Source organism: Bradyrhizobium embrapense (assembly GCF_001189235.2).
Taxonomy (GTDB): domain Bacteria; phylum Pseudomonadota; class Alphaproteobacteria; order Rhizobiales; family Xanthobacteraceae; genus Bradyrhizobium; species Bradyrhizobium embrapense.
Map to the genome: position 1 here is coordinate 1,074,311 of NZ_LFIP02000002.1, position 26,370 is coordinate 1,100,680.

Annotated in this window: 22 protein-coding genes; 15 read left to right on the plus strand and 7 right to left on the minus strand. The window is 64.2% G+C overall.

Annotated features, from left to right (window positions below; translation table 11 throughout):
- Positions 1–9 precede the first annotated feature (9 nt).
- The 9 genes from AKN83_RS12545 (at position 10) to AKN83_RS12585 (ending at position 9,448) form a co-directional block, all read left to right on the plus strand.
- Positions 10–1,191 carry an acyl-CoA dehydrogenase family protein gene (locus AKN83_RS12545; protein ID WP_050402598.1) on the plus strand — a complete coding sequence of 394 codons (1,182 nt, stop codon included), beginning with the start codon at positions 10–12 and terminating at the stop codon, positions 1,189–1,191.
- 73 nt (positions 1,192–1,264) lie between these two features.
- Positions 1,265–2,395 (plus strand): acyl-CoA dehydrogenase family protein, encoded by a 1,131-nt coding sequence (locus tag AKN83_RS12550; protein ID WP_050402597.1) that lies wholly within the window; start codon positions 1,265–1,267, stop codon positions 2,393–2,395.
- A gap of 17 nt (positions 2,396–2,412) precedes the next feature.
- Complete coding sequence (locus AKN83_RS12555) at positions 2,413–3,600, plus strand: acetyl-CoA C-acyltransferase (RefSeq protein ID WP_050402596.1); 1,188 nt, start codon at positions 2,413–2,415, stop codon at positions 3,598–3,600.
- A 21-nt stretch (positions 3,601–3,621) separates the two neighbouring features.
- Complete coding sequence (locus AKN83_RS12560; RefSeq protein WP_050402595.1) at positions 3,622–4,632, plus strand: NAD(P)H-dependent flavin oxidoreductase; 1,011 nt, start codon at positions 3,622–3,624, stop codon at positions 4,630–4,632.
- 12 nt (positions 4,633–4,644) lie between these two features.
- Positions 4,645–5,418 carry an enoyl-CoA hydratase-related protein gene (locus AKN83_RS12565; protein WP_050402594.1) on the plus strand — a complete coding sequence of 258 codons (774 nt, stop codon included), beginning with the start codon at positions 4,645–4,647 and terminating at the stop codon, positions 5,416–5,418.
- A 41-nt stretch (positions 5,419–5,459) separates the two neighbouring features.
- On the plus strand, positions 5,460–6,620 hold the full coding sequence (locus AKN83_RS12570; RefSeq protein WP_050402593.1) for an iron-containing alcohol dehydrogenase: 1,161 nt from the start codon (positions 5,460–5,462) through the stop codon (positions 6,618–6,620).
- Between the two features lie 25 nt (positions 6,621–6,645).
- Positions 6,646–7,452, plus strand: a complete 807-nt coding sequence (locus AKN83_RS12575) for a glutathione S-transferase family protein (protein ID WP_050402592.1) — start codon at positions 6,646–6,648, stop codon at positions 7,450–7,452.
- Between the two features lie 39 nt (positions 7,453–7,491).
- Entirely contained in the window at positions 7,492–8,193 is a 702-nt protein-coding gene (locus AKN83_RS12580) for an SDR family NAD(P)-dependent oxidoreductase (RefSeq protein WP_050402591.1), read from the plus strand.
- 52 nt (positions 8,194–8,245) lie between these two features.
- Positions 8,246–9,448 carry an ABC transporter substrate-binding protein gene (locus tag AKN83_RS12585; RefSeq protein ID WP_050402590.1) on the plus strand — a complete coding sequence of 401 codons (1,203 nt, stop codon included), beginning with the start codon at positions 8,246–8,248 and terminating at the stop codon, positions 9,446–9,448.
- Between the two features lie 125 nt (positions 9,449–9,573).
- Here the strand turns inward: AKN83_RS12585 and AKN83_RS12590 are convergent, their stop codons facing one another.
- Both AKN83_RS12590 and AKN83_RS12595 read right to left on the minus strand, forming a co-directional pair.
- Entirely contained in the window at positions 9,574–11,130 is a 1,557-nt protein-coding gene (locus AKN83_RS12590; protein ID WP_050402589.1) for a glucosamine inositolphosphorylceramide transferase family protein, read from the minus strand.
- 15 nt (positions 11,131–11,145) lie between these two features.
- Positions 11,146–12,336 carry a glycosyltransferase family 4 protein gene (locus AKN83_RS12595; RefSeq protein ID WP_083992051.1) on the minus strand — a complete coding sequence of 397 codons (1,191 nt, stop codon included), beginning with the start codon at positions 12,334–12,336 and terminating at the stop codon, positions 11,146–11,148.
- Positions 12,337–12,612: 276 nt separating this feature from the next.
- Here AKN83_RS12595 and AKN83_RS12600 point away from each other — a divergent pair, with 276 nt between their 5' ends.
- Positions 12,613–14,718, plus strand: a complete 2,106-nt coding sequence (locus tag AKN83_RS12600) for a GumC family protein (protein WP_050402588.1) — start codon at positions 12,613–12,615, stop codon at positions 14,716–14,718.
- Positions 14,719–14,806: 88 nt separating this feature from the next.
- Here AKN83_RS12600 and AKN83_RS12605 read toward each other — a convergent pair whose 3' ends face one another.
- Positions 14,807–16,132, minus strand: coding sequence for a lipopolysaccharide biosynthesis protein (locus AKN83_RS12605; protein WP_430641525.1), 1,326 nt, complete (start codon positions 16,130–16,132; stop codon positions 14,807–14,809).
- Positions 16,133–16,651: 519 nt separating this feature from the next.
- Here AKN83_RS12605 and AKN83_RS12610 point away from each other — a divergent pair.
- The gene (locus AKN83_RS12610) at positions 16,652–17,872 is read left to right on the plus strand and encodes an FAD-dependent oxidoreductase (protein WP_050402587.1); all 1,221 of its coding nucleotides are present in this window, start codon (positions 16,652–16,654) and stop codon (positions 17,870–17,872) included.
- Between the two features lie 27 nt (positions 17,873–17,899).
- Here AKN83_RS12610 and AKN83_RS12615 read toward each other — a convergent pair whose 3' ends face one another.
- On the minus strand, positions 17,900–19,030 hold the full coding sequence (locus AKN83_RS12615) for a GNAT family N-acetyltransferase (protein ID WP_050402586.1): 1,131 nt from the start codon (positions 19,028–19,030) through the stop codon (positions 17,900–17,902).
- Positions 19,031–19,514: 484 nt separating this feature from the next.
- On the opposite strand from AKN83_RS12615, the gene AKN83_RS12620 reads away from it, so the two are divergent.
- The 4 genes from AKN83_RS12620 (at position 19,515) to AKN83_RS12635 (ending at position 24,136) form a co-directional block, all read left to right on the plus strand.
- Complete coding sequence (locus tag AKN83_RS12620; RefSeq protein WP_050402585.1) at positions 19,515–20,339, plus strand: WecB/TagA/CpsF family glycosyltransferase; 825 nt, start codon at positions 19,515–19,517, stop codon at positions 20,337–20,339.
- 74 nt (positions 20,340–20,413) lie between these two features.
- On the plus strand, positions 20,414–21,703 hold the full coding sequence (locus tag AKN83_RS12625; RefSeq protein ID WP_050402584.1) for an O-antigen ligase family protein: 1,290 nt from the start codon (positions 20,414–20,416) through the stop codon (positions 21,701–21,703).
- Positions 21,700–22,725 carry a glycoside hydrolase family 5 protein gene (locus AKN83_RS12630; protein WP_050402583.1) on the plus strand — a complete coding sequence of 342 codons (1,026 nt, stop codon included), beginning with the start codon at positions 21,700–21,702 and terminating at the stop codon, positions 22,723–22,725. Before AKN83_RS12625 ends, AKN83_RS12630 begins: the two co-directional genes overlap by 4 nt.
- A gap of 121 nt (positions 22,726–22,846) precedes the next feature.
- Positions 22,847–24,136 (plus strand): MFS transporter, encoded by a 1,290-nt coding sequence (locus AKN83_RS12635; protein WP_050402582.1) that lies wholly within the window; start codon positions 22,847–22,849, stop codon positions 24,134–24,136.
- An 8-nt stretch (positions 24,137–24,144) separates the two neighbouring features.
- Here AKN83_RS12635 and AKN83_RS12640 read toward each other — a convergent pair whose 3' ends face one another.
- From AKN83_RS12640 to AKN83_RS12650, 3 genes are all read right to left on the minus strand, one after another.
- On the minus strand, positions 24,145–24,336 hold the full coding sequence (locus AKN83_RS12640; RefSeq protein WP_050402581.1) for a hypothetical protein: 192 nt from the start codon (positions 24,334–24,336) through the stop codon (positions 24,145–24,147).
- An 85-nt stretch (positions 24,337–24,421) separates the two neighbouring features.
- Complete coding sequence (locus AKN83_RS12645) at positions 24,422–25,237, minus strand: family 1 encapsulin nanocompartment shell protein (RefSeq protein ID WP_063695311.1); 816 nt, start codon at positions 25,235–25,237, stop codon at positions 24,422–24,424.
- Positions 25,230–26,291 carry a Dyp-type peroxidase gene (locus AKN83_RS12650; protein ID WP_050402580.1) on the minus strand — a complete coding sequence of 354 codons (1,062 nt, stop codon included), beginning with the start codon at positions 26,289–26,291 and terminating at the stop codon, positions 25,230–25,232. The genes AKN83_RS12645 and AKN83_RS12650 overlap by 8 nt, the downstream gene beginning before the upstream one ends.
- Positions 26,292–26,370: the final 79 nt, after the last annotated feature.

Here is a 26,370-nt window from a genome sequence, read left to right on the forward strand (position 1 = left end):
GCATCACAGATGGAGCTCGCGCTATCTCCTGAAGACGCGGCGTTTCGCGACGAAGTCCGCGCCTTCATCAAGGACAACTATCCGGCGGAGATGCGCGTCCCCAATCCGGAGACCGATCTCTCCAAGGAGCAGATGCTGCTCTGGCATCGGATCCTGCACAAGAAAGGCTGGATCGCACCGCTCTGGCCCAAGGAATATGGCGGGCCCGGCTGGTCGATCACCCGGCGCTTCATCTTCGAGCAGGAGACGACGCGCGCCGGCACGATGCCGCCGCTGGCGTTCAGCGTCACGATGGTTGGCCCGGTGATCTACACGTTCGGCAACGCGGCACAGAAGGCAAAATTCTTGCCGCGTATCCTGTCCGGCGAGGACTGGTGGTGTCAGGGTTATTCGGAGCCGGGCTCCGGTTCCGATCTCGCCACCGTCCGCACCAAGGCGGTGCGCGACGGCGACTACTACATCGTCAACGGCCACAAGACCTGGACTACGCTGGCGCAGCACGCCGACTGGATCTTCTGCCTGGTCCGCACCGATCCTACCGCGAAGCCGCAGTCCGGCATTTCGTTCCTCCTGATCGACATGAAGTCGCCAGGTGTGACGGTCCGCCCGATCATCACCATCGACGGCTCGCACGAGGTCAACGACGTCTTCCTGGAGAACGTCCGTGTCCCCGCAGAGAACCTGATCGGCGAGGAAAACAAGGGCTGGACCTACGCCAAATTCCTGCTCGGCAATGAGCGAACCAGCATGGCCGGCATCGGCCGCTCGACGCGCTACATCGAGCGGCTGAAGAAGATCGTGAAGGCCGAGATCCCGGAAGACGATCCCGCGCATCTGGAATTCATCAGGGATATCGCCCGCGTCGAGCTCGACGTGCTGGCGCTGGAGGCGACCGAGCTGCGCGTCGTTGCCCAGATGGCGCGCGGCATCGACCCGGGACCGGCGGCATCGCTGTTCAAGATCCGCGGCACCGAGATTTTCCAGGATATCACCGAGCTGACGCATCGAGCGATCGGCAATTACGGCCTTGCGATCCGCGAGCAGCCGGCCAGCGCCAATCACTTCATGCCGGGGCCGGACTACGGCCATACGGCATCGGAGAAATATCTCAACTCGCGCAAGCTCTCGATCTACGGCGGATCGAACGAGATCCAGCGCAACATCATCGCGAAGGCGGTGCTTGGACTCTAGAGCATGATGCTCAAACAAGGACTCGCAGCGCATCACATTGCGCTTTGGCGACAGCGGCACGACAGAGGATCGGATGGATATCCAGTTCACGGAAGAGCAGGAATTGTTGCGGTCCAGCGTGCAGCGGCTGCTGCGCGACCGGTATGATTTCGATGCGCGCCGCAGGATCGTCGCGAGCGAAGACGGCTTCAGCCGCAAGCATTGGGCCGAATTCGCCGAGCTCGGCCTGCTCGCCGCGCCATTCTCGGAAGCCGTGGGCGGCCTCGGCGGCGGTCCGCTGTCGACCATGATCATCATGCAGGAGTTCGGCCGGCATCTCGTGGTCGAGCCCTTCGTCGAGACCGTCGTGGTTGCGGGTGGCCTGCTCGAGCAGGCAGGGTCCGACGCGCAGAGGCAGGCCTTCATTGCGGACATCATCGCGGGATCGAAGCTGTGGGCCCTCGCTTGGTCCGAGAAGGGCTCGCGGTTCGATCTTGCTACCGTTACCACCACGGCGCGCCGCGACGGTGACGGCTACGTCCTCACCGGCGAGAAGACGGCGGTGATGGCCGCGCCCTGGGCGGATTATCTGATCGTCTCCGCGCGCACCTCGGGTCATCGCCACGATCGCGGCGGCGTCAGCCTGTTCGTGATCGATCGCCACGCCGCCAATCTCGATTTGCAGAGCTTCAGGACGATCGATGGCCGCCGGGCGGCCGAGATCAACCTGCGCGGTGTGCGCGGCGAGCTGCTCGGCAAGGAGGGCGACGGCGTTGCCGCGCTGGAAGCCTGCCGCAACCGCGCCATCGGCGCGCTCTGTGCCGAGGCAGTCGGCGCGATCGGCGAGTTGAACGACGCAACCCTCGACTACTCCAAGACGCGCAAGCAGTTCGGCGTCACGATCGGCAGCTTCCAGGTGCTGCAGCACCGGATGGTCGACATGTTCATCGCGCATCAGGAGGCGCTGTCCCTGATGCAGCATCTCTCGCTCAGCCTTGCCGATGATGATGCCGGGATTTCCCGGCTGGCTTCCGGCGCAAAGTCCAAGATCGGCTATGCCGGCAAGGTTGTGGCCGACCAGGCGGTGCAGCTGCATGGCGGCATGGGCATGACCGATGAGCTCAATGTCGGCCACTACTTCAAGCGGATTTCCTCCATCAACATCCAGTTCGGCGATCCCGCCTACCACGTGCTGCGCTACGCGCAGCTCGACGCGGCCGCTTAAAATCAGAGAGGCTAAGCATGTCACAGGATGCAGTCATCGTTTCCACCGCGCGCACCGGCGTCGGCAAGGCCTATCGCGGCGCGCTCAACAACACCGACGGCCCGACCCTCGCCGGCCATGTAATGGCCGAGGCCGTCAAGCGCGCCGGCATCGCGCCCGGCGAGGTCGAGGACGTGGTGATGGGCTGCGCCATGCAGCAGGGCACCATGGTGATGAACGTCGCGCGCAAGGGCGCGATCCGCGCAGGGCTTCCGGTCACGGTTGCCGGCACCACCATCGACCGGCAATGTGCTTCCGGTCTGCAGGCGATCGCGGTCGCGGCACGGTCAGTGATGCTCGATGGCGTCGAGATCGCGATCGGCGGCGGCATCGAGTCGATCAGCCTGGTGCAGAACGAGCACATGAATTGGTTCCATGCCGTCGACGACGAGCTGATGGCGATGAAGCCCGAGATGTACATGTCGATGCTGGAGACGGCGGAGGTCGTCGCCGAGCGTTACGGGATCGGCCGCGACAAGCAGGACGAGTACAGCCTCGAGTGCCAGCGCCGCGTCGGCGCCGCGCTGCAGGGCGGCCGCTTCAACGACGAGATCGTGCCGTTCACGACCAAGATGGCGGTGGTCAACAAGGACACCAAGGAAGTGAGCTTCCAGCAGGTGACGCTGGCCAAGGATGAAGGTCCACGTCCCGACACCACCGCGGACGGTCTGGCAAAAATCAAGCCGGTGTTCGAGGGCAAGACCATCAGCGCCGGCAATGCCAGCCAACTCTCGGACGGCGCCTCGGCCTGCGTGATCATGAGCGACAAGATCGCCGCGCAGAAGGGGCTGAAGCCGCTCGGCATCTTCCGCGGCTTCGTCGCCGCCGGCGTCGAGCCGGACGAGATGGGCGTCGGCCCGGTCGCGGCGATCCCGCGGCTGTTGAAGCGGCACAATCTGAAGATCGACGATATCGATCTCTGGGAGCTCAACGAGGCCTATGCGGTGCAGGTGATCTATTGCCGCGACAAGCTCGGCATCGATCCGGACAAGCTCAACGTCAACGGCGGGTCGATCGCGATCGGCCATCCCTATGGCATGACCGGCGCGCGGCTCACCGGCCATCTCCTGCTCGAGGGCCGGCGGCGCAAGGCCAAATACGGCGTGGTGACCATGTGCATCGGCGGCGGCATGGGCGCGGCCGGCCTGTTTGAAATCGTCCACTGATCGGAAGCGTGGGAGAGACTTGTGAAGACAGCAATCACTGAATTGTTCGGCATCCAGCATCCGATCATCCAGGGCGGCATGCACTATGTCGGCTTCGCTGAAATGGCGGCCGCGGTGTCCAACGCCGGCGGCCTCGGCATCATCACCGGCCTGACTCAGCGGACGCCGGAACTGCTGGCCAAGGAGATCGCGCGTTGCCGCGACATGACCGACAAGCCGATCGGCGTGAACCTCACCTTCCTGCCGAGCTTCACCGCGCCGCCCTATCCGGAATACATCGCGGCGATCCGCGAGGGCGGTGTCAAGGCGGTGGAAACCGCGGGCCGCAGCCCGGAGCAGTACATGCCGGCGCTGAAGGCGGCCGGCATCAAGGTGATCCACAAATGCACCTCGGTGCGGCATTCGCTGAAGGCCGAGAAGATCGGCTGCGACGCGGTCAGCGTCGACGGCTTCGAGTGCGGCGGCCATCCCGGCGAGGACGACATCCCGAACATGATCTTGCTGCCGCGCGCGGCGGACGAGCTTAAGATCCCGTTCGTCGCCTCGGGCGGCATGGCCGATGCGCGCAGCCTCGTTGCCGCGCTGTCGATGGGCGCGTCCGGCATGAACATGGGCACGCGCTTCATCGCGACCAAGGAAGCGCCGGTCCATGCCAATGTGAAGCAGGCGCTGCTCGATGCCGACGAGCTCGACACCCGCCTTGTGATGCGTGCGCTGCGCAACACCGAACGGGTGCTGAAGAACAAGGGCGTCGACGAACTGCTCGAGATCGAGCGGGAGAAGGGCGCCAAGCTGAAGATCGAGGACATCCACGAGCAGGTCGCCGGCGTCTACCCGAAAGTGATGATCGACGGCGAGATGGATGCCGGGGCCTGGAGCTGCGGCATGGTGGTCGGCTTGATCCACGACATTCCGACCGTCAAGGAGCTGATCGATCGCATCATGAGCGAGGCCGAAGCGATCATCCGGCAACGGCTGACCGGCTTCCTCGACGGCAGGTTCGAAACCACGGCGGCCCGCGCGGTCGCCTGACGGGAGAGTGCCATGACCGAGCATGTCAAAGTGGAAGTCGCCGCCGGCGTCATGACGCTGACCTTGCAGCGGACCGAGAAGAAGAATGCGCTCACCGGCGCGATGTATGACGCGATGTCGAACGCGTTGAAGCAGGCCGAGGCGGATCCAGCCGTCCGCGTGATCCTGTTCCAGGGCGACGGCGACAGCTTCACAGCAGGCAACGACCTGGCCGATTTCGCGAGCCAGGCGCGCGGCGAGAGCGTGGTCGATAGCCCCGCGCATCGCTTCATCGAGACCATCAGCAAGGTCGGCAAGCCGCTGGTCGCGGCCGTGCAGGGCAATGCGGTCGGCGTCGGCACCACCATGCTGCTGCACTGCGACCTCGTCTATCTCGCCGAGAGTGCGCGGCTGATCACGCCCTTCGTCAACCTGGCGCTGGTGCCGGAAGCGGCATCGAGCTGGCTGCTTCCCTTGAGGATCGGGCACGCGCGCGCCTATGCGATGTTCGCGCTCGGCGAGCCGATGGACGCGCAGGGAGCGCTGGCATCCGGCCTTGCCAACGCCGTGGTGCCGCTGGCTGATCTGCGCAAGAAAGCCCATGACGCGGCGATCGCATTGACCAAGCGGCCGGCGGGTTCGCTCGGCATGACCAAGCAGCTGATGCGCGAGCAGCAGCGGATCGCAGCGCAGATTGCCGAAGAAGGCGTGCTGTTCAAGCAGCGGCTGACGACGCCCGAGGCGCGCGAGGCCTTTGCCGCATTCGCCGAGCGGCGACAGCCGGATTTCACCAAGCTGTCGGCCTGACCGACAGTGGGATCCACGGACACATTGAGGGAGTGACAAGCATGGGCGTCATCGGCAGCCATCAATATCCCAGCATGGAATCCGTGATCTACGGCAAGCCGGCGGCCGAGGCGCTGCGCGAGGAGGCAGAGCGGCTCGGCGCGAAGCGCGTCTATCTGATCGCCAGCCGGACGCTGAACACCACGACCGACGAGATCGCGAAGATCCGCAAAGCGCTCGGCGATCGCCACGCCGCGACCTTCGACGGCGTGCCGCAGCACACGACGCGGGATGTCGTGACGCAGATCGCGCGGCAGGCGAGCGAAGCCAAGGCCGACCTCGTCGTCGCGATCGGCGGCGGCTCGGTGGTCGACGCGGCGAAGATCGTGCTGATGTGCATGGAGCACGAGATATTCGAACCCGCAGGGCTCGACGGCTTCGAGACCACGCCGGACCGCCGGTTCGGGCCGTTCCGCAACCCGAAGGTCCGGATGATCGCGATCCCGAGCACACTGTCGGGCGGCGAGTACAATTCGGGCGCGCTGGTCACCGACAGCAGCCGCAAGCTGAAGCAGATCTTCAACCACCCGATGATGATGCCGCGCAGTATCATCCTCGATCCCGCGATCACCAGATATACGCCGGAGAAGCTCTGGCTCGGCTCCGGCACACGCGCGATGGACCACGGCATCGAGGCGATCTGCTCCAGCCGCCCCAACGTGCTGGTCGATACGGTGTGCCAGCAGGGACTGCGCTATCTGCATCACGGCCTGCTGCGCACCAAGGCCAATCCGGACGACGAGGCGGCGCGGCTGAGCTGCCAATTGGGCTCGTGGCTATCGGCGTTCGGGTTGCAGTCGCGGGTGCCGATGGGCGCAAGCCACGCCATCGGCCACGTGCTCGGCGGCACCTGCGACGTGCCGCATTACTTCTGTACGGCGGTGATGATGCCGAGCGTGCTGCGCTACAACCGCCCCGCGACGGAAACCGCCCAGCAGGCGATTGCCGCCGCGCTCGGCGCGCCCGGCCGCGACGCCAGCGAAGCGTTCGCCGGCTTCATCGCGGAACTCGGCCTGCCGCGGCGGCTGGCCGATGTCGGTGTCGGCGAAGACCGCTTCGAGTTGATCGGCCGCAACGCCATGCTGTCGATCTTCACGCGGACCAATCCGCAGCCGATCCGCGAGCCCGGCGACGTCGTCAAGATCCTGAGGTTGGCTGCCTGAAGCAACAGCACCTGGAGCCGCCATCATGGCCGCCTTGCGCATCTTCTCCTATCTGCCGAACCCGCGGGTCTGGAAGGCGACCATCGCGGCGCGGTTCGTCGGCATCGACGTCGAGGTCAGGGGTGCCTCCGGCAAGGAGCTGCGCGACTGGCTGTGGGACTACGACGCCCATCCTCTTACCGAGCAGGAGCGCGCTGAGCTCGCTTCGCTGGCGCGGACCGGCCGGGTCGGGCTGACCGGTGCGCAGCTGTTCAAGACCGATGCGTTCATGGCGGCGCAGCCGTTCGGCAATGTGCCGGCCGCGTTCGGCGCCGACGGCAAGGTCGGGATCTTCGAATCGAACAGCATCATGCGGGCGGTGGCGCGGCTCGGTGAGGCGAAGTTCAAGCTCTATGGGCGTGACGCTTATGAGGCGTCGAGGATCGACAGCTTCCTCGACGTAAGCCTGGTGTTTGCGCGGGACACGCAGATCTATCTGCTGGCGCTGTCGGGCGGCACGGTCGATGCCGCGATTCATGCCCGCGCCAAGGATGCGTTCGCGATCTATGCCGCGGGGATCGAGCAGGCCCTATCGCCACGGCGAGAGGCGCTGGTCGGGGACGGCATCTCGATTGCCGACATTTGTCTGGCCGCCGAACTTGCGCTGTTCATGAACGAGCACGGGCGGATCGAGCAGCTGCATAGGCAGGGGTTGGACAGGATCCTGCATCCCGGGGTGCTGGATGCGTATCCGCGGATGTTCGCTCACTTTGCTCGGCTGGTCGAGCACGAGCACATCAGGCCGGACCTCAAGCCGTACGTCGAGAAGCTGCGGTCGAAGGCGGCCGCCTGATCTCGAGAACTGTAAGCTGCAACGCGGAGGATCGACTGCATGACCGCACCCGTCTGTCTGATATCCGGCGTTGGACCCGGCACAGGTTCGGCGCTCGCGCGGAGGTTCGCCGAAGGCGGTTATCGGGTCGCGCTTCTCGCCCGGAACGAGGAGCGTCTGGCCGCGCTCGAGCAGCAGCTGCCGGGAGCCAAGGCCTATCGGTGCGACGTGTCAGATCCCGCGCAGGTCGAAGCGGTGGCATCCGCTGTGGAGCGCGATCTCGGCCATCCCAGTGTCGTGATCCACAACGCCGTTGGCGGCGCGTTCGGGACGTTCCGCGAGATCGATCCGCAGATTCTCAATCGCAACTTCCAGGTCAACACGATGGGCCTGTTGTATCTGGCGCGGCGGTTTGCTCCGGCGATGGTCAGCGCCGGCAAGGGCGCCATCATTGCGACCGGCAACACCTCGGCGTTGCGCGGCAAGGCCGGCTTCGCCGGGTTCGCGCCGACCAAGGCGGCGCAGCGTATCCTGGCCGAGGCCATGGCGCGCGACCTCGGGCCGCAGGGCGTTCACGTCGCCTATCTCGTGATCGATGCGGTGATCGATCTGGAATGGACGCGCAAGCGCTGGCCGCAGCGGCCGGATGAGTTCTTCATCAAGCCGCGCGCGATCGCGGACGAGGTCTGGCACGTCGCCCATCAGGACCGCAGCGCGTGGTCGTTCAACGTCGAGATCAGGCCGTTCGGCGAAGCCTGGTAGGCGCCGCGCGGTCGGTAGAGCCGTCAATTCATAAAAGCCAAGGGGGAGTCGCATGTCGTTGAAGACGTTTGCCGTGTCCGTTGCTGTTTTCGCGGGCCTTGCCGCCGCGCCTGTCCGCGCCGAAACGCCCGGCGTCTCGGAATCGGAAATCAGGATCGGGGCGACATTCCCGTTCAGCGGCCCGGCATCCCCGCTCAGCAATACCGGCAAGGGCCTGATCGCCTACGTGCATTCCATCAATGATCGCGGCGGCATCAACGGCCGCAAGGTCGACCTCATCACCTATGACGATGCCTATTCGCCGCCCAAGGCGGTTGAGCAGACCCGCAAGCTGATCGAGAGCGACGAGGTGGCATTCCTGTTCAGCCCGCTGGGAACGCCCGGCATCGGCGCGACCATCAAATACGTGACCGCGAAGAAGGTGCCGCACCTCTTCGTCGTCAGCGGCGTGACCAAGTTCGCGAACTTCGCCGAGTTTCCGCTGACCACCACCGGGCTGCCGAGCTACAACACCGAAGGAAAGATCTACGCCAAATACATTGCCCAGACGGCGCCCGACGCGAAGATCGCGATCCTCTACCAGAACGACGATCTCGGCCGCGACTTCGTGGCCGCGTTCAAGGAGACCCTGAAGGGCGAGTTCGACAAGAAGGTGGTGACGTCTCCCTATGAGGTCACCGAGCCCACGATCGAATCCCGGGTGGTGACGCTGAAGGCCTCGGGCGCCCAGGCATTCCTGATCGCCGGTACGCCGAAATTCGCGGCGCAAGCCATCAAGAAGGCGAGCGAGATCGGCTGGACGCCGCTCACCATCGTGAACTACGTCTCGAGCTCGGTGTCGGCAACGATCGTCCCAGCGGGGGCGGACAAGGCGGTCGGCGTCGTTGTCGCGACCATCACCAAGGATCCGAACGACAAGAAATGGGCCGACGATCCCGGCATGAAATGGTATCGCGCCCACTTCGAGAAATATCTTCCCGGCGCTGACATCGGCGACAACAACTATCTGTTCGGGACCCAGCAGGGCCAGATCCTGGAACAGGTGCTGAAGCAGTGCGGCGACGACCTGTCGCGCGAGAACATCGTGAAGCAGGCGCGCAACATCAAGGGGCTGGTGCTGCCGACACTCATGCCGGGGATCACGATCAACACCGGGCCCGCCAACAGCATGGCCTATACGCAGCTTCAGCTGCAGCGCTGGACCGGGAGCTCATGGGAGCAGTTCGGCGGCGTGCTGAGCGCCGAGCCGAATTGAGCCGTCGTGTCGATTGCTCGCGTGCTAAAGCGCGATGTGATTTGGTTGAATCGTCATCGCGCTTTAGCTCTTTGACTGAGCATGATCTTTTCGGAAAACCGCTTCGCACTTTTCCGGATCATGCTTTAGTGGAGCCGGCGTGCAATCGGCTTCGCCAGTGCGCTGTGCCAGTCCCATTGCGATGATCGGTCACCTGACCGCAAGCTCGCCACAAGCGCCGTGGTCTTCGGCTGCACCCGCGAGCCGTCGATCACCTCGAGCTGGCCGCACCGGTTGAGGGTGTGGAGCTTGCGCCCGGCCCATAGCGGGCCGGGCTTGAGCAGATGTCGAATGGCCTGCTTGTACGTCGTGGGCGACAGCTCGAGCACTTCGGCAAGGCCGAGCGCCGCGCCGTATCCGTTGCTGCAGTCCTGCACCGGCCGCCACAGTCGGCCGTTGACGGTCACGAAGTTGCCGGCCGGCCGTGTGGTCGCGCGATCCATCAGGATCGGATTGGCGGCATGCGGTTGCCAGGGTCCGAATAGATGCTCGGCGTAGTAGATCGCCAGCGTGTCGGAATATCCGCCGCTGCCGTCGCGCCAGGCGCCGAACATGTAGTGGAGGCCGTTGTGCTGCGTGATCGTCACGTCGGCAAGTTCGAGGCCGGTCAGCAGCGTTGAGTGCCGCTCCCACTTGTCCGGAAAGCGGACGCATTTGTAGATCGGAACGTCCCGCTGCGCAGTGCTTTCCGGGATCATCCAGAGCTCGCCGTTATCCTCGATCAGGAACGGGTAGGACAGATGCCAGGGTTCTTCGAGCACCGGCATCACCGTGCCGATCGGCCCGCTGCCGTCGAACTCGATCGCGGAAATGATGCCCTTGCCGGTCCGGTGGTCGAGGTCTTCGAAGAAGACGAACGTTCGGCCCTGCCATTTCACCGGAAACGGATCGGCATAGAAATGGTTGCCGGGATCGCCGAGCACGTTCCAGGCCGGTCCCGACAGGTCGCCGGTGCTCCAGATATCCGTATTCCAGGCGAAGCGCCAACCGACATGCCAGTGCGGCGCGTAGCAGCACAGGCGATAGATTTCCTTCGCGATCGAAGTCGCCACGCCGCGCACGACAAAGGGTGCCGGATTTGGCGCTGCGCTGCTGCTCGCCGGGACAGCCAATTGCGGCACCAGCCGCGGAGCTCCCGAAAGTATCGGCGGCAGCATCGCCAGCGTGCGTGCCATCACGGTATCGAGCCCGCCGCTGAGGCCGGCCGCAATTTCCGCGGAGGGATGGCCGCGGTCCATCACCGCGCCGTCGAGCTCATTGACGATTTCGATCACCGGCAGGTCGCCGGCGAGAATGGCCGAAAGTGCCGCGCTTTCTCCCACGTGCCCGTTGAACCGCGGACGGAGATAGAGCCTGGCGGCGCAATTCGGATCCCGCGCGGCGCTGGTGAAGTCGACCACCACGTCGGGGTTGCCTGCACGCGGACGCTCCGGGATCGTCTTCAAGCGGTCGGCGCCGCCGGTCTTGCCCTTGCGCAGGACGATGCGTTCGAGCTCGAACAGCATGTCGAGGCCGGCAGGTCGCGGCTCCGGCGTCGTGGTCCAGGCGATCTGAACGGGAATATCCTGATCGTTGACGCGGAGGTGCTCGCGGCACATCCAGAGCCGCGGCTGCGCGCGATCGCAGCGAAACTCGATAATCATGGCCAGCCCAACTTCCTAGTGCGCGTCCGCCCCCACAGCGTCGCCGAGAATGCGGACGTATTCCTCTATCATGGCATCCAACGAATAACGCGACTTCAGGCCCACGGCGCTTTGCCGCAGCCGGTCGCTCAACACACGATCGGTCAGGACCTGCGACACGGCGGCCGAGAACTCGGCCTCGTTCGCAGCGTCGACGAATACCGCGGCAGGCTGTCCCTGGCAGGACAGCACCTCGCGCAACACGGGCAGATCGTTGACGACGCAGGGAATGCCGGCGCTCGCGGCTTCGACCGCGGCAAGGCCAAAGGTTTCGGCCTGCGTGGGGAATACGAAAACGTCGAGGCAGGCCAAGAAATCGGCCATCTGGCGCGGCGGGATCTCGCCGATGAAGTGCAGCCGGTCCGATACCTTCAGCTCGTCCGCCAGGGCTCTCAGCCGCCCCTCATCCGCGCCCTGGCCCGCGAGCGCTAGGTGCCAGGATGGATCGGCGGCGAGCAGGCGAATGGCCGCATCGAGCCGCTTGTGCGGGTGCAGCCGCGCTGCGCAGCCGAGCAAGGTACGGTCCGGCGGCAGCTTGAACTGCTGCCGCGCCGCGTCCTTCGGCAGGCTGTGCGACTTGTCGTCGAAGCCGTGCGGGACGTGCTTCATGCGCGATCGATAGGGCGCCGGATAGCGCGCATATTCGCGCTCCATGTCCCGCGAGTTCAGCGTGATGCACTGGAAGAAGCCGGTCGAGCCCATGATAATGTCGGCCGCGCGCACCGGCATGCTCATCGACAGCGCCGAGGATACCTGGTTGGCGATCACGGGCGCGCGGCTGACGAGGCGCGACACGCCGCCGCCGATCACATTGCCGAAGTGCTGGAAGGTCAGGACGACATCGGGCTTGATGGTCCTGAGATGGCCGGCTAGCGTCCACAGCATGCGCAGCAGCGCCACCGGATTTCCCGGGCGGGTCTGCGCGCAATAGAACGTATTGGGCGGTTCGTCGAAGGAATCCGATTTGCGGAAGAAGAACAGGTTGGTGATGTCATAGCCGCGCGCGGTGAGGCCGGCGCCGAGCAGCCGCGAGATCTCCTGCGCGCCGGCGTTCTCCGCCTGGGTCTGCACCAGGAGAACGCGCAGCTTTGGCTTGCTCTCGTTCGATCGATCGCGTGATGCGGTCGATGCCTCGCGCAATTCGGTGCTTGGCGCGTATTGGAGCACGGATTCCTCACCCGTCGAAGGAGTGGATGCGTCTCCTTCATTGTTGCGCGCGTGGCTATCACGCAAACCGTGTTCATGCACCGTGTAGCGCGTGTTGAGGTTACCGCTCATTTAGCAATCAGACATGTGTCAGAAATTGAGAGCTATTATCTCACAGCAGGGTACACCCGGCTCGTTAACTAATTGGTTACGGCCGCGCAGAGAGGGGGTAACCGGCGATTAACCATAGATATTTACGTTGGAGCAGTACTGTCAGTTGAATTCGAGTCAGAACCCATGAAGTTCGGTCGTCGCATAGGCCCGAGACGTTCCGAAGTCACGGAACCCGCAGCGTCGTGGGAAACTGCCGGCGTACCGGCCGGGCAATCTTCGGCGGAAACCACCAAGGGCGTGCTTAGCATTCCGGGTGTGTTGACGTTTTTTCGCGAGAAGGGTCAACGCATCCTGATGCTCGCCGCGGTCATCTTCGCGGTCGGTATCATCTTGTTGATGCTGATTCCGGCGCGCTACGCCGCGACGGCGCTCGTCGTCGTCGACCCGCGCGAGCAGCGCGTCACCACCGACCAGGATGTCCTGCCCGGGATCGGCCAGGATGCCGCAGCGCTGCAGAGCTACGTCGAAATCGCCAAATCCGACGGATTTCTCGGGCCGCTGATCGATCAGCTCAAGGTCGCCGAGGACAGCGATGTGTCCGGTGGCACGACCGATCCCACGCGGCTGCTCGACCGGTTTCGCAAACGGCTCGACATTTCCCGGCGCGGATTAACCTATGTTATCGCCATCACGTTCACGTCGAACAACCCGCAGCGAGCGGCCTATTACGCCAATGCGGTGGCCGAGGCGTTCGTCGCCAGCCAGCGCGGAACGCGCACCGTGGCGACCGATGAAGCGGCCGATTGGCTGAAGAGCCGGCTCAAGACATTGAACGACCGGCTGCGGTCGTCGGAAGATGCCGTCGCCAAGTTCAAGCTCGAGCACCGGATCGTCAACGCCGGCAAGGAATCCACCACGCAGCAGCTGCGCGTCACCGACCTGTCGCAGCAGGTCGCTGCGGCGCGCGCCCGCACCGAGGAAGCCAAGGCGCGCTATGAGCAGTTGCAGCGCGACCTGAAGGCCAATGTCGATGGGCCGGTCAAGCAGGATCTGCTGAGCGCGCTGCGGGCCCAGCGTTCCGCGCTCAACGACCAGATTGCGCAGAAGCGCGGTGTGCTCGGCGATCGTCATCCCGACCTCGTGATGGCGCTCAGCCAATTGAGCGATCTCAACCGGCAGATCGAGATCGAGCGCAAGAAGAACATCGACACCGCGAAGTCGGAATACGAGGCGCAGCGCGATCAGCAGACGGCGCTCGAAGACCAGTTGAAGGCGGCCGAGCAGCAAATCCTGGTCGACGGCCAGGCGTTCGTCAAGTTGCAGGAGCTGCAGCGCGACGCCGACGCCAACAAGAATATCTACGAGCAGTTCCTGTCGCGCTACAGGACGACCGACGAGCAGCGTGGTCTTCAGAACTCGCAGACCAAGGTCGCATCTCCGGCGACGCCGCCGATTCGTTCGACGCTTCCGCCGCTGCCGCTGCTGCTCGTCGCGCTCGCGATCGTCTCGCTGCTGACGTCGACGGCGATCGTCGCCATTCCCGGTCTCGATCTGCTTCCGACCAAGAGCATTCCGCCGCTTCGCAGACCCGAGGCGCCCGCACCCGCACCGGCTCCGGCGGCGCCGCATCCTGCGCTGCCGCCGGGATTGCCGGTGCTGGCCCGCATTCCCGACATGGTATCATCAGATGCCGTCAGGAGCGTCTGGCAGACCCCGATTTCGACAACGGCCGAGCCCGATCTCAGCGCGCATCTTCAGTTGCTGATCGAGAACATCGAGCAGCTTCCGGGTGAGCACGGCAAGGTGGCGCTGCTGCTGTCGGTCGAGACCGGTGCGGGCGGCAGCACCGTCGCACGGTCGCTCAACCGGTCCGCCGTCAAGAACGGGATGCTCAGCGTCCTGATCGAGATGGAAACCAGGCGCACAGAAATTGCGCCGCCGCAGGGCTCAGGGATCATCAAGGCCGATTTGCCGTCGGTCGTCGAGCTGCTCGGCGCGAGCAGCAAGGCGCCGCCCTATCCGCAGGACGACATTCGCGCCGATTTCGGCCTGATCATCGTCGACGCATCGTCGCTTGCCTTGCAGCCGGCCGTGGTCGCGCTGGCCGCACAAGCTGACCTCGTGATCCTCGTGGTCCGCGAGGGCGCCGCCGACGCGGCAGCGATCGGCAAGGCGCGGGCCGATCTGTCGAAGTTCGGTTCGGTTCCGATTGCGCTCGTCGTCAATCGCGTGGCGGCCAACGCCGCGGCTGGCAACCCGCAGCGCGAAGCCCTGGGATTGGCGAGCTGAAGCTCTAGATTCTAGTTTTCGCGTTTTCTTTATGCGAACCGGCGTCCATTCCGCGTCATGTGCGGGACAGGCTCTCGCTTGAAGCGCTCTAGTCCTTGCTATCCGCAACACGGACCGCGTAAGCGCCAGCCTTCGACGACGCGAGGTGCGACAGCACCAGAATTGACGGGTCGACGCCGGTCCGCCGGCGGCACAGCACATTGAGCGCGATGGTGGCGAACACGAGCGAAACCGTCGCCGAGATCGCCGCTCCGAGCACGCCGAGCCAGGGGATCAGCACGACAAATCCGGCCAGTCGAAGCGCCACGTTGGCGGCGACCACAGGAACATAGTCGCGCTCGTGTCCCGTCAGCTGCAGGACCGCGGCGGACGGCCCACCGGCCGCCTGGAAGGCCGTTCCGATCGCGAGCACGATCAACACCCATTGCTGGGCGGCGAAATGCGGTCCGAACAGGCCGAGCAGGTGGGGAGCGCCGACCCAGACGATGACGAGCCCGCTGAGCACGCAGAGCGCGGTCACCTCGGCCATCAGCTTCAGCGTATGTTCGAGCTCGCGGTGATTCTTGCTGAAATACAGCGACGGCAGCCGCCGCGCACCGAACGTGTAGAGCGCCGCGGAAAGCATCGCGAAGATGTTCGCCAGACGCGAGGCGGCGAAATAGATGCCCGCAGTGGCCGGATCCAGCATCCAGTAGACCAGGATGACGTCGAAATACTGGTTCGCCGCTTCGAGAATCGAGGCGAGCCAGAAGCGGAACGCACTGCGGTTCCAGCGCGACGTCTCGAAGCGCGCCGTGACTGCGCGCAGGTTCGGCAACACGCGGACGATCGAGACGATCTGCACCACGAGCCCCAACGCCATCGCGACCGTCATCGCGGTGAACAGTTCGGCGGGGGTGAGCTGGCGGTGGCCGAACAGCGCCGCGATCAGGAGCAGGACGACGGCAACCCGCCAGAAGAATTCGCGATTGCCTTCGCCCATCAGGATGCTGACCAGCGATCGCGCAATCTGGCTGCCGAGCATCAGCCCGGCATTGACGGCGGTGAACGCCGAGACGGAGAGGATCAAGAGCCACCATTCGCCGCGAATGGCTGCCACCGCGGCGATCGCGGCGATCGAGATCGACATCCCGATCGCGGAGTACTTCAGGCTCGACAGCAGCACGCCCTTGGTGAACTCGGTCTGACCGCGCACCTCGTACTCATTGAGGAAGCGAACCAGCAGCAGCTCCTGACCGACAAGGCCGACGACCGCGGCGATCTGGGCGATGGAGAGCAGGGTTGCGAAGTCTCCGAACGCGTCGGGCGTCATCGTCCGCGCCGCCAGCGAGAACAGGGCGAACGCAAGTCCACCGCTGCCAACCTTGAGGAGGATGGTCCCGGCAACGCCGCGCGTGACATCGCGCCGTAGCATTTGAAGAACAGAGGCAATCACAAGCGCCGTCTCAATATCCTGTCGGGCCACCCGCCCTAGCAATCGGTGAAGTCAGAAGTGTTAATGTTATCTTGCTAAAATTCCGTTCCTTCCAACCGGCCCCCAGGCGCCACGCAGTGGTGCACCTGGCCAAAATGTCGCGCTGCTCCATTCTGGAACGCTGCCGTCCTCGCTGTGTCCAAACGGTGCAGATCGGATTTTTTGCCGCCGCCCGGTTTGACAGCGTGGACTCCGCTGGTTGAAGCCGCGTTAGCGCGTCAACGACACCCGTCGACGCTCCAAGGCCAGGCCATTGCCCTGCCATCCTGCTGCGGAGCCTCCAAGACATCAGTTTCATGATCGCTGGAGCTGCAAGTCATGTGCCGAGAACGGGGCTGATCGCGGACGAGGAGTTGTCGTTAACCTCAATAATGGAACCCGTCGTGGCCGTTCTGCGCGGCGGCAGGGCAGGCAAGGAAATTGCAGTTCCGACCCAATTAGCCGTCGGAGCGGACCAACATGATTGCCATGGAAAGCATGATCCAGCCGATCGCAGCCTGCGAGGCTGAGACGATCGAAGCAGATGTCGCCATTGTTGGCGCCGGCTTGGCGGGCTCGCTCGCGCGGGCCGTCCTCACGCGTGCCGGGTATCGGGTCGTCCTGATCGACAAGCGCTCGATCCCGCCGGATGAATTCCGCGTCGAAAAGATCGCCGGGCGACAGATCGATATCTTCCGCCGCCTGGGCTTCATCGACGGCGTCGAGGCCGTCGCCTCGTCCTATGATCGGGTGCTCAACATCAGGGATGGCAAACTGGTCGATATCGGCGTCGGGCGATCCTATGGAATTTCCTATGCCGACCTCGTCGACATGGCCCGCGGCCTGATGCCTGATACGTCGGGCTTCCTGCTCGACCAGGTGACCCATGTCAGCTGCAGCGAGGATCGTCAGCAACTGGCGCTGGCCTCCGGAAAACGCGTCGTCTCGCGCCTGGTGGTTCTGGCGACCGGCATGGCCGGCGCGCTCGGCTACAATCTCGGAATGCGCCGGAAGGTGATCGCGGCGCGCCACTCGGTGACGTTCGGCTTCACGATCGCGCGGCACGATCACGCGCCATTCGGCTTCGACGCGCTGACCTGCTACGGCAAGCAGGCGGCTGACGGCGTCGACTATCTCAGCCTGTTTCCGATGTCGGGCGGCATGCGCGCCAACCTGTTCATGTTCCGCGATCCGACCGATCCGATCATGCGCGAGCTGCGCCGCGACACAAGACGGACGCTGCTCCGTCTGATGCCGGGACTGCAGCCCTATCTCGGTGATTTCGAGATCGTGGGCCAGGTGCACAATTGGGTCATGGATCTGTCGGTGACCGAGGGCCATCTGCAGCCGGGCGTCGTGCTGATCGGCGATGCCTACCAGACCAACTGCCCAGCGGCCGGAACCGGCGTGAGCCGCCTGCTGGTGGATGTCGAGCGTCTCTGCACCGAATATGTGCCGCGCTGGCTCCAGACCGACGGCATGGGCACGGAGAAGATCGCGCAGTTCTATTCCGATCGCGACAAGCTCGCCGCCGACCGGCATTCGCTGCAACTGGCGCGCTTCCGCCAGGCTCTGACCTCCAGCACCGATGTCCGCTGGACCATGCAGCGGAAGCTGCACTTCCTGCGCCGCATGATCACGCATCAGGTGGACCGGATTCATCCGGGATGGGTCATGCGCGTCCGTAGCGCGCTCCGATAGGCGGCGGCAAGGCGCTCCGGGCGAGCCTTACCGCGTGCCGGTCGAGGTGCGGACCGGCCTGAGCTCGGTCACCCGCTTGGCGGCCTGCTTGATCCAGGGCGCCTGTTTCAGCGCAAACAGCGCAAGCGATCCGGCCGCACTGCCGGCCTGCGTCACGCTCGACATTGGCGTGGGCTGGCCTCCGAACTGCATCTTGTAGGGTTCGTCACCGATGGTGAAATCCAGCACCCGGTCGCCGCGCGAGATGCAGTCCTTGGCGACACTTTCGAACGTCAACGCGCCGATCGACTGGCTCTTGTATCCCTCGATGTCGAAAGCCGTCATGACGACGAGCAGGCTGCCGCGGTGAGCCAGCCCAAGGGCGGCGGCGATGACCTCGCCATCCATCTTCATGGCATACAGCCGGGTAAAGCAGCCGATGCCGCGAAGCGCCACGCTCGAGTAGAAATCGAAATACTCCGGGCGTTGCAGCAGGTCACCGTCGCCGTGCGCGTGGAATCGCGGACCGCGAAACTTCCTCATCACGTCCATGGCCTCCGCGACGGAAGCGCTGTCGTTGCAGCATGAGAAGGTGAGCGTGCCCTTCTTGTGGATCTGGCGCCATTTCTTTGCCAGTTCCTTTTGATAGGATTTTCCCAGCGCGTTGATCTGCCATTGCTCGAACGGCGCGGACAGCACCGTCGCATAGGCATTGGTGTCCATCAGGCTGCGGTGAGGCGCCCCGAGCAAATTCTCGATCGGCATCCTGGCATCGAGCAGCTTGGGAATGCGGAGCAGGTCGAACGGCCGGACCAGTTTGCGAAGCTTCTCGCAGGCCTGTCGATCCTGCAGCAGGTCGGCGAATGTTCTCGCGGTGCAGACCGGCGACAAATAGTCGGACACGCGAAGGTCCGCGAATTCGATCGCGCGCATCGGGCCGCGCCGCACCCGCAGCAGCGGCAGCACGGCCGCGAGCGTGCCGTTCGCGCGATGCCGGACGACGACGACCAAGCGCTTCGCCGCCGCGGCGGGAGCGAGCTTGCGATACAGGCTGTCCAGCCACAACGGATGCTGGAAGGCGGTCGCGTCCGAGCCTTCAAACAATGTCGCGTATTCTTCAGACAGGAAGTCGAATGTGTCGTCGATGCAAACATCGAACGCGTCATCATTCTTATTCATGTGAAACCAAACAAACGGCGTTTTAAAGCGCCGGTCAGGCCAGCGCCTCGCCGTTATAGCAAGGCTGATGACCTCGGGCACCGGCAGAATACGATTTGTATTAATGTCGTGCGTCGACCGTTGCGCAGTATTGCTGCGCGAACGTCGCCGGCCTGGCGGGACCCACTGTGATGCTGCCGCCGTGCCGGACGGCCGGCACCGTTAACAATCTCCTTACGACGAGCCTCGAATCGCACTGCCGCGCGACATCGCATGCGGTCTGGACCGGATATTGCAATTAAGGGCACGCAAGTCCTGGAGCCCTGCTGAAATGTTGACGAACAGCCAAAAAGCCCGCGTTTTCGACGCAATTTCGCCTGCGCAAGTCGATCGCGAGCGGCCTCGGCGTCTCAATTCGGACATGGCTGCTCCATCTGTCCGGATTTGCAACAGTTTGAGTGCTGGGCTACCGGTTGCCTCCGCGGATCTGCCAGTCGGATCATCGATGCCGAACGGCGCACCGGAGCGGCGCATCAATCCTGTCGGCAGGGCCGCGACCGCCGGCATCGCCAGGGCAACCGTCGGCGGGCTGCGGCTCGCCGTGCTCGACCGCGAGCAGACCGCGGACTTCATGGTCGAAGCGGTGTATCCGAAGCGGCGCATCAATCGGCCGCTGTATCTGACATCAGCCAATGGCGAGGTGTTGTCGCGCTGCTCCACCGAGCCGATGACCGACCGGCTGTTCCGTGCCGCCGACCTGATCAATGCCGATGGGCAGCCGCTGGTCATGGTGTCGAAGCTGCGGTCGCCGAACCCGCTTCCCGAACGCGTTGCGACCACGGATTTGTTCCACTACGTCGCGCGCAAGGCGGAAGAACTCGGGCTGACCTTCTACCTGTTCGGCGCCAACGAGGCCGAGAACAAGGCAGCAATCGCCAACGTCCGCCGGGCCTATCCGGCTCTCAAGATCGTCGGCTATTCGCACGGCTATCTGCGCGGCGAGGCGCTTCGGGCCAAGGTTGATGAGATCAACGCGCTGGCGCCGGACTTTCTCTGGGTGGCGCTTGGCGTGCCCTATGAGCAGGCCTTCGTCGACGAATTCATGTCGCGACTTGGCAATGTCGGTGTCATCAAGACGTCCGGCGGATTGTTCAACTTCCTGTCCGGATCGCGGCCGCGCGCGCCGCGGTGGATGCAGATCGTCGGGCTCGAATGGGCTTGGCGGCTTTGGCTCGAGCCGCGCCGGCTGTTTTGGCGTTATCTGACGACCAACCCACACGCCCTCTACCTGCTGTTCAACCGGACCCGGTCCTCGGCGACCCGAGACTGAATCCGTACCAAGTGCAATGTGCCGCTCCGATCCAACGGACCGGCGAGCTCTTCAGTGAGCGGAGTACAACCGATATGGACGGTCGAGCAGTCGATGGCTCGGTCTGGCAGGCGCCGGGCATTGATGCGGAAGATTTCGCTCGGACCGTCGTCAATTGGTCGATCGCCGTCAACGTGATCATGTCGATGGGGACGTTCCACCCCGCGCTGCTTCCGACTGAGCTGACGCTGGTTCAGCAGGCCGTGGCCCTCTTGATGTGGGGCGTGCTGATCTATGCGAGCCTGTTCATCCGTCCTTGCCTGCGGCTGGCCTTTAATCTCGACACGCTCGTGATCGTCGGATTTTATGCGTTCGCCACCATTTCGGTGCTCTGGACCAATCTGGACGTCGCGGCCCTGATGAAGGCCGCTGCGCTCGCGGTCACGACGCTGGGCGCGTTCTGCATGGTCAGTCGCGTCGACATTGACGACATCGTGAAGTCGACCACGCGCGGCCTGTTCGTCCTGATCGCGGGCTCGGCGTTTTGTGCGGTCGCGCTGCCGGACATCGGTGTGGATCAGACCTGGATGCACAATGGGCAATGGCAGGGCGTCTTCCAGTCGAAGCAGACTCTGGGCTTCGCCGGGGCCTATCTCATGTTCTTTGCCTGTTATCGGAAGATAACCAGACAGGGTTGGCTGCCGTTCCTCGTGACGTTCGCGCTGGCCTCGACCTGCGTCGTCTTTTCGGAATCGCGCGGCGCCGGCGCCTTGTCGCTGGTCGCCTGTGCGCTGCTGCTGACCTCCCTGCGGTCAGTCAGGTGCATGCAGGTCTACGCGGTGCTGCCATGTGCCATGTGCGTCGCGGCCGCGTTGCTGATACTGTATTTCTACACCACCGGGTACGACGCGATCCACGTGTTCGACACGACGATCAATTTCACCGAGAGGACCTTCATCTGGCAGTACGCCATCAGCCATTTCGACGATGCGCCGCTGTTCGGATTTGGCATCAACGGGTTCTGGACCAGACCGGAGATCTACGACTATTTCAACCAGAACCATGGCTGGGTGCTCGACAACTACCACAACGGCTACATCGCCATCCTCGTCGAAACCGGATTCCTGGGCTATGTCCTGTTCATGGCGAGCGTCTTCCTGTTTTCCTACAAGATGCTCTGCCTGATCGCGGAGCGGGCGATCGACCGTCTGCATTGCGCGCTGATCATCGGGTTCGTCTTTCTCAACTGCCAGACCAATTTTACCGAAACGGTCTTCCTGCGTTCGACGATGTTCACATCGGTGCTGCTGGTCGCCGTTTTCCTGGCCGCCTGCCGGTCATTGCCGTCGTCGCGCCCGCAGCCGCGCGAGCAGGAGCAAACATGAGCGGGTTCCGCTGTCTTCCGCAAAGAGTGTTGAGCGCGCTGCTGGCGGCAGTGCTTTCCGCCGTGTTGCTCTCGCCCGCGCGTGCGGCCGGGCAGGGGGCGTCCCCGGACGTCGCGGCGTTAGGGCGCGGCATCAATATTCTCGGCTATGACGGCATCTGGGAAGGTTACCAGAACGCGCCCTTTCGCCTGGAAAACCTCACCGCCATCCGCAAGGCGGGTTTTTCACACGTCCGGATCAACTTCTTCGGCTTCAAGCACATGGATTCCGGCAACATCCTGGATGAAGCCGTCTTGCGGCGTCTCGATGCCGTGATCGAGCAGGTGCTGGCGAGCAGGCTGATCCCGATCCTCGATGAGCACGACACCGATCTCTGTCAACGCGACGTGGGAGAATGCACGGCGAAGCTCAAGGCGTTCTGGCGCCAGATCGCGTCGCGCTACGCGGGCAAATACCCCGCGCTGGTGTTCGAGATTTTGAACGAGCCCGGCGGGAACATGTCATCGACTGAGTGGAACGGGCTGCTCGGAGAGTGCCTCGCCATCGTCAGGGACACCAATCCGACGCGCAATGTGGTTGTCGCCGTCCTGAACACCGAGCAGTTGCCGGTCGACGAACTGGCGCTGCCGGCCGGTGACCGGAATCTCATCGTCACGTTCCACTATTATTTGCCGCTGCAATTCACCCATCAGGGCGCGCCGTGGTCGGCGACTTTCTCGAACATCGGCCCATTGAGTTGGGGCTCGGCGGAGGACGAAGCCAAGGCCGCCGCCGATTTCGACAAGGTCAGGTCCTGGTCGGAGAGGGAGCTGCGGCCGATCTATCTCGGCGAGTTCGGCGTCTTTGAGCGCGCGCCGGCGGAGAGCCGGGCGAAGTATCTGTCGTTCGTGGCGAGGCGTGCCGAAAGCTTCGGCTGGGCGTGGGCCTATTGGCAATTCGATCACGATTTCGCGGCATTCGACGGCGCCCGGCAACGCTGGAACAGGGACATCCTGCGCGCGATCATTCCTCCGGCTCGATGAGCCCTTGCGGTTTATGCACGGCACCGCTTCGGGATCGCGCGTACAGCTCGCCTTGCCTTGCTTGGCCTGACGAACAATACTCGCTTCAGGACAGCCAGACACCTTGAGGGAACTGAGAGCGTTGCCGGACATTGCGGGCAGGGAAGAGTTCGATGTCAAGCGCGCAGCCTTTGCCGCGACCATCGGCAACATGCTGGAGTTCTACGATTTCATCACCTACAGCTTCTTTGCGACCGAGATCGGGCGCACCTTCTTCCCCGCGCACAGCGAATACGGCAGCCTCATGCTGTCGCTGGCGACCTTCGGCGCCGGCTTCCTGACCCGGCCGATCGGCGGCGTCGTGCTCGGCATCTTCTCCGACCGGGTCGGCCGGCGGCCGGCAATGTTGCTGAGCTTTGCGCTGATGGGGGGCGCAATCCTGACCATCGCGCTGACGCCATCATATGCCGCGATCGGCGTCGTGGCGCCTGTTATCGTGATCCTGGCGCGGATGGTGCAGGGGTTCGCGCTCGGCGGCGAAGTCGGGCCGACCACGGCCTATCTCATCGAGATCGCGGCACCGAGGAATCGCGGCCTGGTGGTGGCATGGCAGCCGGCCAGCCAGGAGGTCGCGGCGACCGTCGGTGCCCTGGTCGGTGTCATCCTGAGCAGCACGATGGCGCCCGACATGCTTGAGGCTTACGGATGGCGCGTCGCATTCCTGCTCGGGGCCGTCTGTCTGCCGTTCGGCATCTGGATGCGCCGGACGCTGCCGGAGACGGTGCCTCACGGCGAGCGCGCCGCGGAGAGCGTTGAGCGTTCGAGCCATGTCAGGCTGGCGCGCCGGCATCTGCGGGTGATCCTGCTGGCCGTGATGATCCTCGCTAGCGGCACGATCTCGACCTATGTGACGCAATACATGACGACCTACGCCAAGAACACGTTGCATGTGTCGCCGTCGCTGGCGTTCACCGTGTCGCTGGTGAGCAACGGACTTCAGATCATCGGCGCGGTGCTCGGCGGCTGGCTTGCCGACCGGCTCGGACGCAAGCCGATCATGATCTGGCCGCAGCTCGTCGTGCTGGTGCTGACCTATCCGGCGTTCCTGTGGATCGTCCGGGATCCCGGCGCGTGGTCGCTGTTGTTCGGCTTCGGCATCCTGTCGTTCATCGGATCGCTGCCGTTCACCGCATTCTACGCTGCTTTCACCGAGGGGTTGCCGCAGAGCATCCGTGGCGGCGTGTTCGCGACGATCTACGCGGTGGCGATCGCGACCTTCGGCGGCACCGCGCAGCTCGTGGTCACGTGGCTGCTGCACGTGACCGGCGATCCGCTGGCGCCGTCCTGGTATCTGCTGCTCGCGGCGGCGGTCGGCATCGTGGCGATGAGCCTGATGCCTGAGACCGCCCCGGTGAAGGTCGGCGAGAAGTAACGCTGAGCTCAGTCCATGTTGCGAAAGGCGTGGCCGTTGGCCTCGATCTCTTTCACGAGTTGCGGTGGCAGATTGGCCTGCGCCGAGGTGCCGTCGAACACCCAGTCCTTGGCATCGCCGAGATCGGGGAGGCCGGCGCCCTTGCGGACATAAAGGCCGACCGACGCCTTCTTCGGGTTGATGTAGAGATCGTAGTCCATTGCGCGCCTCCTCTTCGTTGCAGTTCAACGGAAGCTCCGGCACAGATTGGCCGGAGGCTTCCCGGAAGAGTCAACGCCGGTAAGACTAGGCGGGTTTCTTCGCCTCCGGCGCAAGCACCACCGACGCTTCGCTGGTCAGCATCAGGAAGGTGATGGTCTCCTGGAAGTAGAGCTGGACCGAGGTCGCCGAGTGGCTGAGATAGCCGATCGAGAGGTCCTGGCCGATCGAGAGCTGGAAGTCGCCGCCGCGGGTGGTGAGCAGGACGCCGCCCGCGATCGCGGGGGCCCAGATGATCTTGCCGTCGACCAGCCGCTGGATGTGCTGCAGCACAGGATAGCCGTCGTCTGTTGCGCCGCCGATCGCGGTGTAGGGCTCGGTGCCGAGCAGCAGCGTATAGGGACCATTGACGCCGGCGAGCCGCAACTGGCTGACCGCCTGCGCGACCACGGTGGGGTAGTTCTTGACGCTCGGCGGCAGCGTCAGCACCGGGTTGCTGGTCCCTTGACGGATGCCCTGAATGCCGGCGGCGGCGTAGCCGTCGAACACCGCGCGATCCTCGGCGAAGGCGATCTTTCGCGCGGCTTCCTTGAGCGGATCCCAGTCGGAATCATTGGAGCCGCGCTCGACATCGTCGATCGCCTGGCGCGACAGCTCGAATGGCACGCGCAGCTCGACCAGCGCGCGGACGTCGCGCTGCGTCGCCTCGACCCCGTCGCCGGGTGTCGCGATTTTCTTCAGGTGTCCGGTGCCGACCGCAGAGAAGTCCGTGCCCTTCGGCCCATCGACATCGACGACACGGCGCGCTGCCAGATGGCGCTTCAACGTCCGCGAGGCTTCTTCTTCGATCTGGGCCCATGCCGCGTCCGAGATCGGGGCCAGTCCCCGATGAAGGTTATTCATGTCCAGCCTCTCCTTTGAGTGAGCCGATCCCGAGCGAGCCGTCGGCCGGCGGTGTTTTGGGTACGGGCGTGTCGTCGGCTCCGGCGTCATCCAGCGACAGCTCAGCGGGGGCGGCCGCAGGTGGTTCGCTGGTGACATCTTCCAGGAACGTCGCCGACGGGATGAAGAACAGCGTGCCGGTCACTGCGCGGCTGAAGTCGAGCAGGCGGTCGTAATTGCCCGGCGGCTTGCCGACGAACATGTTCTCCAGCATCTGCTCGATCCGGTGCGGGGACTTGGCATAACCGATGAAATACGTGCCGAACTCGCCCTTGCTGATATTGCCGAACGGCATGTTGTCGCGGACGATGTCGAGCTCCTCGCCGTTCTCGACGATCGTCGTCAGGGCATTGTGCGCGTAGCTCGGCTTCACCGCGTCGTCGAGCTCGATGTCGGACAGCTTGGTGCGGCCGATGATCTTCTCCTGCGTCTCGACCGGCAGCTCGTTCCACTTCTTCAGATCGTGCAGGTATTTTTGTACGATCACATAGCTGCCGCCGGCGAACACCGCGTCCTCGTCGCCGATGATGGTGGCCTCGGTCGCCGCCTGATCCTCCGGATTCTCCGTGCCGTCGACGAAGCCGAGCAGGTCGCGCTCGTCGAAATATTTGAAGCCATGCACCTCGTCCGCGGTGGCGACCGCATCGCCGAGCCGCGACATGATCTGGCTCGCGAGCTCGAAGCACAGGTCCATCGGCACGGCGCGGATGTGAAACAGCAGGTCGCCCGGCGTCGCGACGGCGTGGTGGACGCCGTTGATCTCGCGGAACGGATGCAAGCCTTTCGGCTTCGGCGCGCCGAACAGCCGGTCCCATGCATCCGAGCCGATGCCCATGACGCAGGATAGCCGGCCCTCGAGATCGCGGAAGCCTACCGCACGCACCAGCGCGGCCACGTCCGCACATAGCGACCGCACCACGGTATCAAATTCCGGATTGGGCTTGATCGTGACCGCAAGGAAGATCGCCGCGCGCGTCAGCTTCGCAGCGACCGGTTGCGGAACGGCTGATGGCACGCATCTCTCCTTAACTAACGTCACTTTAACGCGAAAAAATCCCGAATGAACGCCGGATCGACGCCCAGACGGGGCAGAG